At 38.8% G+C, this 14,557-nt stretch carries 12 protein-coding genes; 3 read left to right on the forward strand and 9 right to left on the reverse strand.

From position 1 onward, the window contains the following. Positions 1–205: 205 nt before the first annotated feature. Positions 206–1,822 carry a PucR family transcriptional regulator gene (locus GH741_RS16965; RefSeq protein WP_338079540.1) on the reverse strand — a complete coding sequence of 539 codons (1,617 nt, stop codon included), beginning with the start codon at positions 1,820–1,822 and terminating at the stop codon, positions 206–208. Positions 1,823–2,022: 200 nt separating this feature from the next. Here GH741_RS16965 and allC point away from each other — a divergent pair, with 200 nt between their 5' ends. The 3 genes from allC (at position 2,023) to GH741_RS16980 (ending at position 5,979) form a co-directional block, all read left to right on the forward strand. Next, entirely contained in the window at positions 2,023–3,270 is a 1,248-nt protein-coding gene (gene allC / locus GH741_RS16970) for an allantoate deiminase (RefSeq protein ID WP_153737940.1), read from the forward strand. A 19-nt stretch (positions 3,271–3,289) separates the two neighbouring features. Further along, positions 3,290–4,552, forward strand: coding sequence for a pyridoxal-phosphate-dependent aminotransferase family protein (locus GH741_RS16975; protein ID WP_153737941.1), 1,263 nt, complete (start codon positions 3,290–3,292; stop codon positions 4,550–4,552). A 77-nt stretch (positions 4,553–4,629) separates the two neighbouring features. Then, a complete protein-coding gene (locus GH741_RS16980) occupies positions 4,630–5,979 on the forward strand; it encodes an allantoinase (RefSeq protein WP_153737942.1) in 1,350 nt (449 codons plus the stop codon). A 68-nt stretch (positions 5,980–6,047) separates the two neighbouring features. On the opposite strand, the gene GH741_RS16985 is transcribed toward GH741_RS16980, so the two are convergent. The 8 genes from GH741_RS16985 to GH741_RS17020 form a co-directional block, all read right to left on the reverse strand. Continuing rightward, the gene (locus GH741_RS16985) at positions 6,048–6,197 is read right to left on the reverse strand and encodes a hypothetical protein (RefSeq protein ID WP_170287656.1); all 150 of its coding nucleotides are present in this window, start codon (positions 6,195–6,197) and stop codon (positions 6,048–6,050) included. Between the two features lie 552 nt (positions 6,198–6,749). Further along, positions 6,750–7,616: a fumarylacetoacetate hydrolase family protein gene (locus GH741_RS16990; RefSeq protein WP_153737944.1), complete on the reverse strand. Its 867-nt coding sequence runs from the start codon at positions 7,614–7,616 to the stop codon at positions 6,750–6,752. Positions 7,617–7,622: 6 nt separating this feature from the next. Beyond that, positions 7,623–8,810 carry an amidase gene (locus GH741_RS16995; RefSeq protein WP_153737945.1) on the reverse strand — a complete coding sequence of 396 codons (1,188 nt, stop codon included), beginning with the start codon at positions 8,808–8,810 and terminating at the stop codon, positions 7,623–7,625. A gap of 47 nt (positions 8,811–8,857) precedes the next feature. Next, a complete protein-coding gene (locus GH741_RS17000) occupies positions 8,858–9,376 on the reverse strand; it encodes a (2Fe-2S)-binding protein (RefSeq protein ID WP_153737946.1) in 519 nt (172 codons plus the stop codon). Continuing rightward, complete coding sequence (pucD, locus tag GH741_RS17005; protein ID WP_153737947.1) at positions 9,355–11,658, reverse strand: xanthine dehydrogenase subunit D; 2,304 nt, start codon at positions 11,656–11,658, stop codon at positions 9,355–9,357. Before pucD ends, GH741_RS17000 begins: the two co-directional genes overlap by 22 nt. Positions 11,659–11,708: 50 nt before the next feature. After that, positions 11,709–12,608, reverse strand: a complete 900-nt coding sequence (locus GH741_RS17010) for an FAD binding domain-containing protein (RefSeq protein WP_153737948.1) — start codon at positions 12,606–12,608, stop codon at positions 11,709–11,711. After that, positions 12,609–13,232: an NTP transferase domain-containing protein gene (locus tag GH741_RS17015; protein WP_153737949.1), complete on the reverse strand. Its 624-nt coding sequence runs from the start codon at positions 13,230–13,232 to the stop codon at positions 12,609–12,611. Further along, complete coding sequence (locus tag GH741_RS17020; RefSeq protein WP_240795547.1) at positions 13,229–14,332, reverse strand: XdhC family protein; 1,104 nt, start codon at positions 14,330–14,332, stop codon at positions 13,229–13,231. Before GH741_RS17020 ends, GH741_RS17015 begins: the two co-directional genes overlap by 4 nt. Positions 14,333–14,557 lie beyond the last annotated feature (225 nt).

The following is a 14,557-nucleotide window of genomic DNA, read 5'->3' on the forward strand; positions in this document are numbered from 1 at the left end:
GGAAATACACGGAGACTCCTGCGGGATGGAAAGGCATAGATGAGACCCCACAGTGCGCAGCACGAGGAGGCTCAACAGCCGCCCGCGGAAAGCGTAGTGTATTTCCGAAGTGGTGTGTAAGTTACGTCGCAGTCTATAGATACTCTGTCAAAAACAACAATCTTTTAGAAAAAAGCCCCTACACAATATAGGGACTTAAGAAAAACTATAAATCTAGCATCGTTTTTATTCTCATAGCTAAACGTATTTGTAGCGTTAACTCAGAATCATTTAGTTTACTACCTAATAGTTCTTCACACTTATCAAGCCGGTAAACAACTGTATTTCGGTGAACAAATAATCGTTTAGCAGTTTCAGATATTTGGCAATGTGTTTCTAGAAATACAAATAGTGTTTGTAACAGAGTCTGTTCCTCGTCTTTTCCCAATTCCAGAAGTGGTTGTAAGGCGTTAAGATAGTAATCCTTTAGATCAACAGCTGGAATGATACGAAGAAGTTCCATTATATCTTTTGTACGATACCCTTGAATAAACCCTGTTTGCCCTGAAAGTTGTCCTGATTGAAGGGCATCATGAGCCTCTTTAAATCCATTCTTTACATGAAAAAAATTACGAGATATGTTACTTACACCAAAAGAGATAGATCGTTCAAACCGTTCTTTAATTTTTGCTTGGACAAGCTCTAAAGAAGAATGGACATAATTAGTCGTGTCTTGAGATGATCCCTTCACTTCATACAATAGAATACAGGTATCTCCTCTAGTAAATAGATGGGTTGATAAAGACAAGCTTACTAACTCATCTTCTATGTATTCATAGATAGAATCAATCTCCAACTGATTTTGGGTATAACTACCTGAGAAATCACCTTGTTCAAGCTTTCCTGCTGCACATAGATAATTTTGTTCACTTTTTAAGCCAAATTCCTTGGCCCGATTAATAACTTCTTCCTGAGAAGTGAAATTACCCTCGGTAAAATTAAAGAAAAATTCATTTTTTATACGACGAGTGTATTGCATTAATGCATTTTCTTTCATTAGCTCAAATGAAATAACATTAGTCGCCTGTTCTATCGTCAGTGTTGCAGAATGGTCGGCTGGATTGATTTCACCGATTACAATTAGAAAACCTGCTTTTTTTTGATGGGTATTCACTAAAAATACAGAGAATGTTTCCTTTTCAGGCAGTGTAGAGAAAGTGAAAAAAGATGTATTCGGAAAATAAACAGATGAATCCTTTAAATACATTGTTTCCATAATATGTGATATTTTACGATTGGAATGGGAGGAAGCAATTGGCTTAGTATATTGGTCTAACAATACCACCGGAAAATTAATCAGATCAGCCAATCTTTTTAATAATTTAGGAATTCCTTTTCCACTGATAATATGGTTGGAGAACTGTTTATGTGTATCAATCGCAAATCGTAATTCATTTGTCTTTTTATCTAAGATACTACTTAGAGTTTGATTCACTATATCACCAAGCGAGGACTGAGCTGGTAATTCAATAATGGGAAATGACAAGCGTTCGGCAACTTCAATAACTTCTTTGGGTATCTCCTGCAAAAAACGTTTTATCTTTATACCTAATGCAGCACAGCCTTGCTCATTCATTTCCTCTATCAATTCTATAATTAAATTGGGCTGATCCTTCAAATGGTATGCTGTTGTTACAAGTAATTCATTCGGCTTTAAAAAGTTAATAATATCTGGAGCATCCATCATATTAACATGGAGTACCTCCCTGTCTAAGCCAGACTCCCCCGCAATGATCTTGTATCCCTCCATTGCAGGATTTTTTAAGATTTCTGATACCTTCACTGAGCTCGCCCCTTGTTTTAAGAAAATAGATTGTAGATTATTTTATCACAATTTTTAGAATTTTATTTACTTTGCACAAAAATCCACTAAATTTACTACATAATTGCTAATGATGTATCTTCCTCCAATTGGTAAACTTAAGGTATCTATAATTGGTAAACCGCACTTATTCACTTTTCTAAAGATTGGAGGAATCTGGAATGGTAATCAAATCTAAACCATTTGAAACAAAAACACTGGATGTCGAATCAATGGTAAAATGGCTAGCTTCCTTCGGGCAATCAGATGGTGGAGGAGTTAACCGTTTATTATATTCTTCACCATGGGTGGAAGCTCAACACGCTCTTCGGAAAGAAATGGACGATAATGGGTTAGATACTTATTTTGATAGTGTCGGAAACCTGTTTGGAAGATTAACAGGTACAGAAAAAAAATCCAAAACAATACTAACTGGTTCTCATATTGATTCTGTTACTAATGGTGGGGTCTATGATGGAGTATATGGGATTATTGCTAGCTTAATAGCTGTGGAACGACTTTATAAAAAGTATGGTGCACCAAAAAAAACAATTGAAGTAGTATCGTTATGCGAGGAAGAAGGCAGTAGATTTCCAATCACCTTCTGGGGATCAGGAAACATCACCGGTATTTACTCGTTAACTAATGCTCTAACTGTGAAAGATTCAGATGGGATTTCTTTGTTAGAGGCGATGAAGCGTGCTGGCTTCGACCCTGACACCTATCAATCTCCTAAACGAAATGATATCGATAGTTTTATTGAAGTACATGTAGAACAAGGTGTTGTACTAGATAAAAATAAGGAATCTCTTGGACTTGTTAGTCACATTGTTGGACAAAAAAGATTTACTATCCAGGTTGTTGGTGAAAGTAATCATGCTGGAACGACACCGATGCCTTACCGAAAGGATGCAATGAGTGTTACTGCACAGCTAATTAGTTATATAACAGAAAAAGCGAAAGAATTAGACCCAGATCTTGTTGCAACAGTCGGAAAATTAACAGCAAAACCAAATGTACCAAACGTTATTGCTGGTGAGGTATTATTTACACTAGATATACGCCATCACCAGGAAGAGGTTTTAAATCATTATTGTAAAATCATCCAATCATTCTTCAATGATACCGCAGCAAAAAATGGAATGACTATTACTATGGAGCAATGGATGGATGCAAAGCCAGTTACGATGGATCCGGAGTTAGCAGAGCTATCGAAGCATGTAGCGACCGAAAAAGGTATAGCCTTTAAGCGGTTAATTAGCGGCGCTGGGCATGATGCACAAATTTTTGGAACTTTTTGTCCGACAGCACTTCTATTTGTTCCTAGCAAAAACGGAATCAGTCACTCACCGAAGGAATATACAAATAAACAAGACTTGGAAAACGGCGTAGAAATGTTAACAGAATTTTTATATAAACTAGCTTATTGAAAAAGGAGGATTACGCAGGATGGCATACTCTGAATTAAACACCCCAATACGAACAATCATGACTCCTGGACCAGTGGAAGTAGATCCCCGGGTGCTTCGAGCAATGAGTACTCCTATTTTAGGGCAGTTTGACCCTGCCTTTACTACCATCATGAATGAAGTAATGGAAATGTTACGCAGTGTCTTTCAAACTACTAACGAGTGGGCATTCCCTGTAGATGGTACATCAAGGTCAGGTGTAGAAGCGCTACTATGTAGTGTTATTGAGCCTGGTGATAAAGTATTAGTTCCGATTTTTGGGAGATTTGGCCATTTGCTGACCGAAATTTGTGAGCGGTATGGAGCAGAAGTTCATACGATTGAGTGTACTTGGGGGGAAGTATTTGACCAGCAGGTTATCATAGAAGAAATTAAAAAGGTTTCTCCAAAACTGATAGCTATCGTTCACGGCGAAACCTCTACCGGATGTATGCAGCCACTCGATCAAATAGGCGCTGCCTGTCGCACACTAGATGTGCTACTTATCGTCGATGCTGTTGCCTCAATCGGTGGGGTTGATGTAAAGGTAGATGAATGGTTTATTGATGGCCTTGTCGGCGGGACTCAAAAGTGTTTATCGGTACCTTCTGGGATGTCACCGATCACCTATAATCACAGAATCGAGAAAGTGATCACTCGTCGAAAGAAAGTAGAACGAGGAATATCAACAGAGGAAGATAGGCAAAAAGAAATTGGAATGAGTCATCCATTTGTAAAAAGTAACTATTTTGATATAAGTATGCTGCAAGACTATTGGGGGCCTAGACGGTTAAATCACCACACCGAAGCGACATCAATGCTCTATGCACTTCGAGAAGGTTTACGGATTGTACTAGAAGAAGGTTTAGAATCGCGTTTTGCAAGGCACAAACGACACGAAGAAGCACTTATCTCAGGACTAGAAGCAATGGGGTTAGAGTTATATGGCAATAGAGACTGCAAGCTACCAACCGTTACGTGTGTTACTGTACCAACTGGCGTTGATCCTGAATCGGTAAGAAGCATGTTATTGAATGAATTTGGAATCGAAATCGCTAGTTCATTCGGACCTTTGCACGGGAAGATTTGGCGAATTGGTACAATGGGATTCAGTTGTCGTCAGGAAAATATTTTGTTTACACTAGGTGCTCTAGAGGCGGTACTGATTCGTCATGGGGCTACTGTCCATACAGGAAAAGCACTGCAAGCAGCATTAGATGCGTATAGCTCGCAAAAGAAAGAAAATTATTCTGTTACTTCATAATGATAAAACCTTAATCACAAAGGGTACCTCCAAGCAATAGAAGTTCATTTAAAATCCCTGAGGAAAGGAAGCCTAAAATGAAAGCTTTCGATCTAATCATTAAAAATGGAAATGTTGTTCTCCCACATGGAGTTGAGAAGACGGATATAGCTATTAAGGATGGAAAGATTAAATTGATTAAGCAATCCATTACAGATGAAGCTACTGAAAAAATAAATGCTGAAAATCATTATATCTTTCCTGGTATGATTGATGTTCATGTCCATTTCAATGAACCCGGGCGGGAGATTTGGGAAGGATTTGAAACTGGTTCATTTATGATGGCTGCTGGTGGCTGTACGACTTATTTTGATATGCCGCTTAATGGGATTCCATCAACAACAACTGTTGAAGCATTACAGCAAAAAATAATAATTGGTGAAGAAAAATCCTGTCTAGATTTTGGATTGTGGGGTGGGCTGGTACCTGGAAACATAGATGAGTTAGCTCCATTAGCAAAGGGTGGTGTAATTGGTTTTAAAGCCTTTCTCTCCCCTTCAGGTAATGAAGAATTTGAAGCTGCTGACGATTATACATTGTTAGCAGGTATGCAGGAAATCGCACGGTTAGGAAAGGTACTTGCTTTACATGCGGAAAGCGGACCAATGACTGTCTTTCTTTCAAAACAAAAAGAGGTTAATAAGCAATTTAGTGCAGATGATTTTGCCGAAACGAGACCAATTGTTGCAGAACTTGAAGCAGTTGAACGGGCCCTCTATTATGCTGAAATAACAGGTTGCTCCCTTCACTTTGTACATATAAGTAGCGCTCCAGCAGTTGAAAAGATTAGACAAGTAAGGCAAAAAGGACTGGACATAACTGTAGAAACTTGTCCCCATTATCTTCTTTTTACTCACGATGATTTAATCGAAAAAGGTCCAGTAGCAAAGTGTGCTCCTCCTTTACGGTCTAAGGAGGAGAGATCCAAGTTAATTGAAGCTCTATTAGAAGATAAGCTTGATATGATAAGCTCTGATCACTCTCCTGCTCCTTTTGAATTAAAGGATCCCAAAACACATCATTTCTTAAATGCATGGGGTGGAATCAGTGGTGGCCAGTTTAGCTTATTATCGATGATTGAACTCGCAATAAAGCACAACATCCCATTTGAAAAAATTGCAGAATGGACAGCGATGAACCCAGCTAAAAGGTTTAACCTTGAGTCTAAAGGTTCAATCCAACAAGGTCTAGATGCGGATTTAGCCATTATCAGTTTAGAAAACAATCAACAGGTCACACCGGAAAGTTTTTTTGCTAAACATAAGCAAAGCCTTTATATGGACCACACATTTCCTTGTCAGATTATTGAAACGTTTGCGCGTGGAAAATTGGTCTATCAGGCTAATAAAACTACTATTCCTCAAGCAAATGGTGCTTGGTTGAGATAAGGAAGTAGATTATTGACGCAAAATCCATAGACTGCGGCGTAACTACTGTTGATTTCTTCCACTCTCTTTTAGAATAAGCTGCTATGTTGATTTTCGCTCCGGGCAGTCGCTTTCCGCGGGCAACGCTTCAACTTCCTCGGAAAAAAACCGCTTCCTGTGGGATTTTCAGCTGTTGCTTTTCCCGCAGGAGTCGACTGCCCTCTGCTGCAATCAACCATCATATAAGTAAAGTTAGAATTATTAATAAATCAAACACAACTTCATACTAGATTAAAAAACACACGTAAACTCTTCAAAAGATAAGCCAATTTTCTTTGTCGTACTATTAGTCATCACCCAGTAAGGAGATCCCTGTTTCCAAAGAAAATACATCCTGATTAACTTGTGAAAACTTTCTAATTAATGAATAATGATATTATTGGAATAAACGTTCTGGAGTTCTTATCACATGAACAGAAAACTACTTTAAGCTTTGGAAAAATGCGACACTCCTATGGGAAAGGAACAGTCTGAAGACCCCGCAACGAGTGATTTTGGGACTGCGATTACTCGCCCCACCGAAAACATTTTCTCGTGAGGAGGCTGAAGCGTTCCCCATGGAAAGGGAGTGTTTTTCCGAAGCGATGGATGATCACTCATCCTATAAAGGATGGGGGTAAGTCACGACAAAGTTAAGACGCTTTTTACATCAATAACAACAACACTGTGCGAAAAGAGCTTTCAAAAAATGAGCCCAAGGATCTGAACTGACCCTTGGGCTGTTGTTTGTATTAATAGCCTGAAACTACATTATTTTCGAGAAGCGTAAAGTTTGAAATCTGGCATCCTGGTACATCGCCACTTTTAATTGTTACAGAACCTGGTGTACCCGTTAAAACGATATCTCCTGGGTATAGAGTCATCACTTGCGAAAGAAACGAAACAATAAATGCTGGAGAGTACATCATATTACCTACCTTATTTCCATGAGTAACCTTACCATTCAACGATGTTTTAACGGTAATTTCATTTATATTTAGAAACTCATCAACAGTTAGTAACTGGTCGCCTAAGCTGAAAAACGTATCAAAGCTTTTTGATCGTTGCAAAAACCGCGGGTCCTCTGCATGAATATCCTTAGCAGTCATATCCAAGCTAGTAGTAAATCCTGCTATCCCATTAATTGCATCTTGCTCTGATACATTTTTTAAAGTCTTTCCTATTACCAGTGCTAGTTCTCCCTCAGCAGTTACGTGATTTGATTGCTTCGGTAATTCTATCGATTCCCCTGGACCTATTAAACTCGTGTCAGGTTTAATAAAAATGACAGGTTCTTTCATTGGTGGCTCTCCTGTTAATTCAACTGCCTTATCCATGTAATTAAATCCAACACCTATTATCTTGTTAGGATGACGATACAATGGCACTGACTGACTATCATTGATCGGCTGATAAGATGCATCTTCTAACTTCACTTTTCCAAGTGACTCATACCATTGCGCGATTTCATTTAATTGTCCTTTTTGCAATATATCAAATAGCTGATATGACCAGTCCTTATTTTCTTTGTCAATTATCGTCTGGACTAGAATTGTTTTTTCCTTTTCTACAATGGCTACTTGTTCCACTCCATCTATTTTCACTGTAGATAATCTCAATTACCTTCACCTCGTTGTCATCTGATTACTATATATACTATCAATTAATTTTAAAAGGGATAAATCGCGATGTCGATTAGCGATGACCGATAGCGCTACTGGTTTTCCATTCACCTCAGCCACAGGGATAGTTAATTGGGGTAATCCCGCTAAGCCCGCAATACATGTTAATCTCATTGTTCTGGCTCGACGGTCTTCTAGCTCTTCACTTTTCAAATTACGTAATGGTGCAGGGCCGGGAGCAGTCGGAATAATTAATATGCCATTTTCACCTAATAAAGCATTCATCCGCTCTTCTATCACTTTCTTCCGCTTCAGATGTTCCTGAAGGTCAACATTATTTATTGTACTAGTCCATGCAAAGCGTTCACTAATTCCCGGGCCAAACACAGGCTTCTCTGTTTCTATCCAGTCACCATGTTCCTTCCAGATTTCCGAGCCCTGAATGTGTTTAAATGTATCTGCCCATACGTCTAATCCTTCTTGCGATATTTTTACTGTTTGATGATTGGGTATTACTGTTTCAAATGCAGGGAGATAATCTGATATAGGCTTTTTCACATCAGGATCAACTAATTCCCAAGCATCCTCACCTAAGTAAACCTGTGTAAAATCACCATTATCTTGGTTTGCGCTATTTATTAATACTTCCCCTACTCTTGAAAGTGTCCGGGAATCGCGAGCCATCCAACCAACAGTGTCGAAGCTTTCCGCTAATGGAATCACCCCATCTATATTCACAGTTCCATGCGTTGGACGAAATCCATATAACCCACAATAAGCAGATGGGATCCGAACTGAACCACCAGTATCTGTACCTAAAGCAAAGTCGACCATTTCAGATGCCACGGCCACCGCAGACCCACTCGATGAACCTCCTGGAATACAATCTGGTGCCTTTGGATTTATTGGTGTCCCATAATGATAGTTTTCACCGTTTAAACTAAACATTAATTCATCTGTATGTGTGGTACCAATAAGTTTTGCTCCATCTCCAAGTAGAGTTTCAATTGCTGCTGCATTTTGTTCAGCTGGCCGATGTGTCCTAAACCAATCTGGATTACCGGCAGTATTTATATATTGTTTGATAGAAAAGACATCTTTTACCGAAAAAGTTAACCCATCCAACCTGCCAGTCCCGGATGGTTCCTTTATCAAATCCTGATTTACATATGCACGAAACAAATTTCTCATACAATCAAACCTTTCCATCTTATTTGCTTACCATCCTTCATCTTAATTCACAAATAAGTTCCCTCTTCAATAACACGTTGGACTGCACGAATAATTCCACCATAACCTGTACATCGACAAAGATTCCCTGAAAGGGCAGTTTTAATTTGTTCCTCTGTAGGATTTGGGGTGTCTGCTAATAAAGATTTTACCGCCATTACCATTCCCGGTGTACAATAACCACATTGAAAGCCACCCTCTTCTAAAAAAGCGGTTTGGATAGGATCTAATCCCTCTTCCCTAACTATTCCTTCAATTGTAGTTATTGACGCTTGATCAACCTGATAAGCCATCACTAAACATGAATTTATTAGATTCCCATTAATCATGACAGAACAAGCTCCACAACGACCAATTCCACAGGATATTTTTGTACCTGTTAAATCTAGATCATTTCGAAGAATATCAACGAGGCGTTTAGTTGGTTCTGTTTGTAAGTGTTGCTCTTTTCCGTTAATAACTACCGTAATATCTATTGTTTTATCCTCGGTTGGCTGATTAACAGTTACTGCTCTACTTTCGCCCATTGCTTCATCCTCCTATGACTAGCCGCTTGCAATATTTCTTCCGATGATACTGGTAGACGTGATACCCAATAGCCTATCGCATCGTGAATTGCTTTTGCTATTGCCGGCGCAACAGCAACCGTTCCAATTTCCCCTACCCCTCTAGGTCCATAGGGATCTCCATCATGTAAACTTTCAATTGCTTCAGTCATCATCGCAAAAGGTACATCACTAATACTAGGAATTAAGTAGGCATCTAAATTTTCAGTGATGTATTTACCCTCAACCATTAATGCTTCCTCCATTAAGGTGTATCCTAATGCCATAACGCCTCCACCCTCGATTTGACCCGTGTATCCCTTCATGCTAACAATTGGACCCGCTGAAATGGATTGGTCCAAATCTATAACTTTAACTTTTCCGGTTAACAGGTCTATTTCCACCTGAGCTAAAACAGATCCGAAAGTATATAAAAAGTGACCACCATCTACATCATCTGGCGTCGTCGGGAAATCAAAGTTTGTTGTTACTATACTAGATTGTTTACTTTTATTCATATGCTCAGCAAGTTCTAGATAGCTCATAACTAGACTAAAAGATTTGTCATTTGCAAGTTTAGAAACACCACCACTACTGAGTTGAAGTTCGTTAACCGAAATACCTGTGTGCTTCGATGCTTGGTCTAACAGTTTTCTTTCAAATACATCCTTCATTCGTTTGACCGCATGCCAGACCATACTTGTTCCCCTGGAGGCGGTGGTTGAACCAGATGATGGCACTAATGCTGTATCCCCAATAATGATTGATAAGTCATCAGTAGAACAGCCTAATTCCTCGGTTACAATAGTTTCAATTACCCCTAATATCCCTTGTCCTGCCTCTTCAAATCCAAAGGCAATTTCTATTTTCCCGTCTTTATTTAAAGAAAGACGTCCACCCGCTGGGTCCAACCGCCCTTGACCTAGACCCCCTCCATGCATGGTAATTGCAGTTCCAATTCCTCTTACTTTAAATTTATCTAAATTTAGATTATTCAATTCATTCCTTTTTATTTTCATATGATTTGAAATAGCTTCTAATACATCTGATGCGCCATTTGTTGGAGCAATTCGATGGCCTAAGGGGCCAACATCATCTACTTTCCTAATGTTTCGTCTTCTTAACTCGATAGAGTCGATGTTCAATTTTTCCGCTAATCGATCTATTTGTCCTTCTAATGCAAAAGTTATTTGGTTTCCACCAAAGCCTCTAAATTCACCAGCTACACCATTATTAGTAAAAACAGAAAGTCCTTCTGTTTTTACATTTGGAACCATGTAAGGACCTGTTGCATGTTCGACTGCAAAATCCAAGATAGCCGGACCTAGTGTTGAATATGCTCCTGTATCTGCCAAAATATCGACTTTATGCGCTAGTATCTTCCCATCTTTATCTACTCCGGTTTTCATTGTGATACGCATCGGGTGGCGCTTTAGTCCAGAAATGACAGATTCCTTTCTTGTTTGATGAATCTTAACAGGACAAGCCGTTTTCAGAGCCAAAATAGCTCCATATGGCTGTATATTTAATTCATCCTTCCCTCCGAAAGAACCACCCATCGGACTGGAAATAATTCTAATATCTTCTTCAGGCTTCCCAAGTATCCTTGATAACTGAAATCGATCTTTATACCCGTGTTGTGTCCCTACATAAACAGAAAGAGCACCATTAGCTTCTGGTACAATAACTCCACCTTCCGTTTCCATATAAGTGTGCATCTGCCTTGGCACCTGGTACGTCTCTTCTATTACTACTAACGATCTAACAAAACCCTCATCAACATCTCCCTTCTGGTAGCCTGCTTGATGAAGGAGATTTCCATTTTCGTGTAGCTGAGGAGCATGGGGCTCTAAAGCTATTTCCGGGTCATCAAGGATAGGAAGCTGCTCATATTCCACTTTAATTAATTGCAAAGCTTTTTCGGCAATTTCTATTGTTTCTGCAGCCACTGCAGCTATCGCATCTCCAACATAGCGGACTCTATCTTCACAAAGCACTGGTTGATCTGGGGAAATAATCCCGAAGCCATTTAATCCCGGAATATCCTTGTGGGTGATGACTGCTTTAACACCAGGGAGTTTTTCGGCATCGTTAATGTTGATAGATAATATTTTCGCATGAGGATAAGCACTTCTTAATATTTTTCCATAAAGCATGTTAGGGAAAGATAAATCAGTTAAATATTTAAGACTTCCAGTTACCTTTGCTTTTCCATCGGGTCTAACACGATTCCTGTTCTTATAAACTAGCTGATCTCGTTGCATCGTATCATCTCCTCTAACTTTAAGGTTCAATTAAGTAATTTTTTAACCGTTTATGGACTTTCGGCGAGGTTATCCTCTAACTTTGAAACTATAAGGTTAGCGACTACTGTTTTGCGATAACTAGCACTTACGAACATGTCCGAATCAGGTTTAAATTCATCGATTATCTCTTCATAGACAAGAGCTAATATTTCTTCAGTTATCACTTTTCCTTTCAAAAACCGTTCACACCTCTTCAGTCGAATTGGTGCATTGGCTCCACCACCAACAGCCAAACGAATATAGTCTATTTCATTATAGGAATTCCAACAACAATAAGCGGAGGCAGTGACAAGTGAAGGAATAAACGATTCCCTCCGCCCTACTTTTTGATAAAAGCTCATCAGTTTTGTTGAAACAGGTGTTTCAGGTAATAGGAATGATGTAATTACTGGGGTATTTCCAAAAGCGGGTGCAGGCGGGTTTTTCAGATAGTCATATAACGGTTCTTTATATGTCTCTGTTCCATCAAACCATGTTATTTCAGCATCTAATGCTAACAAGGACGGTATCGTATCCCCAATTCGATAGGAAACATTCCCCCCTAAAGTTCCTCTATTTCGAACAGCTGGTGAAGCTACAGACTTAGCAGAAATGGAAAGTAAATCCCATTCTTGGTTAATTAGTGGGTCAGAACAGCAATCAGCAAGTGTTGTAAGTGCTCCAATCTCCAGCATTGTTTTCCCATTAGAGACAACTTTTTTAATCCCTCTTAAACTCTCAATCTTTTCAAGGCTTATTAAATTCTCTGGTAATGGTGTTCCTTGTTCCCTTTGTAATTGCATCAGTGTTCCACCTGAAATATAACTAACATCAGAACTGATGCTATTCATTATTTCCCAAGCCTCTTTCACATTTGATGGCCTCCAAATTTTGGGGGTTCTGCTCGTTACAGGTTGCGGCTGAGTCATTTAGTGGTTCACTTCCTTCAATCGTCTATAGTCTTCCTCAGTATCAATGTCGTAAAAGCATTTTCCATCTGTATAATTTATTACTATCCCTTTATCATAAAAGTCTTTACGAATAATCGCTCGTGCACCTTTATCACCCTTAAGCTGCATTAATGAGCGAAATAACTCTTCAGAAAATAGAATCGGCGGTTGAATCCGATTATTAAATTGGGATGCAACAAAATCTACACGCTGGTAGCGGTACTGGTCAATTAAAGCGTTGATCATTTCAACTCGAACGAACGGTTGATCAGCTAAAATTATCACGATTCCTGCTGCACCCAAACCTTTTGCAGTCTGAATACCCGTTTTAATTGAGTAAGATTGCCCTTTAATCGCTTCTTTACTTATTACTTGTGTCCATTTGCTTCGGTTAGGTTCTTGGAATAATTCCCTGTCAATCCAATCCAAGGAGTCCCCTTCCTTGGTAATTACTAGAACACTGTCTAGCTTTGATTTAATAGCAGCTTTTAGAGATAGGCTACCAATTGTTTCTTGTTCTATTTGCATTTTTAGTTTATTTTTACCCATCCGACTACTCTTTCCTGCGGCTAAAAATATCCCAAGGATACTTGTTTGCGTCAAGAAACAAACACCTTTTTCATTTCACGTTTCTTTGAAAACTGAATAAGCTCAGCCACAATACTTATTGCGATTTGCTCCGGTCCATCTGCACCGATAGACAAACCAATAGGGGTTTTTATTTGGGGTGGGAGTTTTTTTGTGCCAAGTAACCGCTTCGTTCGCTTACTTGAACCTAAAACACCTAAATATTTTATATCTTTGTGAATAAGGGCGGAAAGTATCTCTTTATCTTTTTGAAAATTATGGGTAAGGATTACGACATAATCTCTAGCTGTTATCTCGATTTGATTGATGATTTCTTCAGGAAATCCTAGAATTAACTCGTTTGCTTCTGGAAAATTGGAATGATTACACAATGCAGGACGCCAATCAGCTACCGTAACGGAGAACCCCGTTTTCGAGGCAAAAGATACTAAAGGAATCGCATCTTTTCCTGCACCAAATACTATCAAGCGAGATTTCGGTTGTATATGGTGAATGTAAATTTTTTCTCCCAAACTCGACACACACGTATTAAAGGACTTATCAATCGAGGACACTGTTTGATCTACCAAACCTCTCAGTTCCTCCGTTACTTTCCCGGACAAATTTCCAAATGTATGATTATCCTCTGTTATGAACAGGTAGGTAGAAGGTTGACTATCAGAAGGTAAATGCTTAATCATTGTTACAGAATGCCCATTATCTAAAATAGACTTAAGCCTAGATAGATCATTAATAAGTTGACTATTAATGGGCTCAACTAACACATGGATAACGCCATTACATCCTGACCCTTCCCCCCACGATATTTCATTGGATCCTCTCATATCATAGACTATAGTTTCTGATTGCCTACCCAGGCCATGATGTTCAATGCGAGCTGCCAAATCTTCCTCTAAACACCCTGCGCTTAACATCCCTATCTGGGAACCATCCTTTTTGAATATCATCATTGCTCCTTCTTTTTTATAAGCCGAACCCTCCACATGAACAACACTAGCTAAAATACTCCCCTCGCAAGAAGCGCCACAAACCTCATCTAAAATAGTATAAATATCTTCCATACTTGAACTCTCTCCTTCATATGGATTTTCTACTGTTCTATTAAATTTTTTCATTTAATTAAAAAAGTATAAATTGTTAATAATGACTAAAATCTAAAGAGTGTTTACTAATTTTTTGTAGAAATTACCTTACTATCTCAAAATTCAAACAATTTATCTATTACCCTGTCAGGATTTCTAACGTAATTTCATTGAGGAGTTTTCCTATTTCAACCACTATTAATTATATTTAGACAAAAGAAGCTGCGATGATGCAGCTCCTTTTGTCCGCTTGCTATT

Origin of the sequence: Aquibacillus halophilus, assembly GCF_009649745.1 — a bacterium.
Taxonomy (GTDB): domain Bacteria; phylum Bacillota; class Bacilli; order Bacillales; family Amphibacillaceae; genus Aquibacillus; species Aquibacillus halophilus.

What these genes read in the sequence shown, in the direction of transcription:
- GH741_RS17020 (WP_240795547.1), bottom strand. Translation starts at nt 14,332, where the DNA reads ATGAAAAAATTTAATAGAACAGTAGAAAATCCATATGAAGGAGAGAGT.
- GH741_RS17000 (WP_153737946.1), bottom strand. Translation starts at nt 9,376, where the DNA reads ATGGGCGAAAGTAGAGCAGTAACTGTTAATCAGCCAACCGAGGATAAA.
- GH741_RS16975 (WP_153737941.1), top strand. Translation starts at nt 3,290, where the DNA reads ATGGCATACTCTGAATTAAACACCCCAATACGAACAATCATGACTCCT.
- allC (WP_153737940.1), top strand. Translation starts at nt 2,023, where the DNA reads ATGGTAATCAAATCTAAACCATTTGAAACAAAAACACTGGATGTCGAA.
- pucD (WP_153737947.1), bottom strand. Translation starts at nt 11,658, where the DNA reads ATGCAACGAGATCAGCTAGTTTATAAGAACAGGAATCGTGTTAGACCC.
- GH741_RS16985 (WP_170287656.1), bottom strand. Translation starts at nt 6,197, where the DNA reads ATGGTTGATTGCAGCAGAGGGCAGTCGACTCCTGCGGGAAAAGCAACA.
- GH741_RS17010 (WP_153737948.1), bottom strand. Translation starts at nt 12,608, where the DNA reads ATGACTCAGCCGCAACCTGTAACGAGCAGAACCCCCAAAATTTGGAGG.
- GH741_RS16980 (WP_153737942.1), top strand. Translation starts at nt 4,630, where the DNA reads ATGAAAGCTTTCGATCTAATCATTAAAAATGGAAATGTTGTTCTCCCA.
- GH741_RS16995 (WP_153737945.1), bottom strand. Translation starts at nt 8,810, where the DNA reads ATGAGAAATTTGTTTCGTGCATATGTAAATCAGGATTTGATAAAGGAA.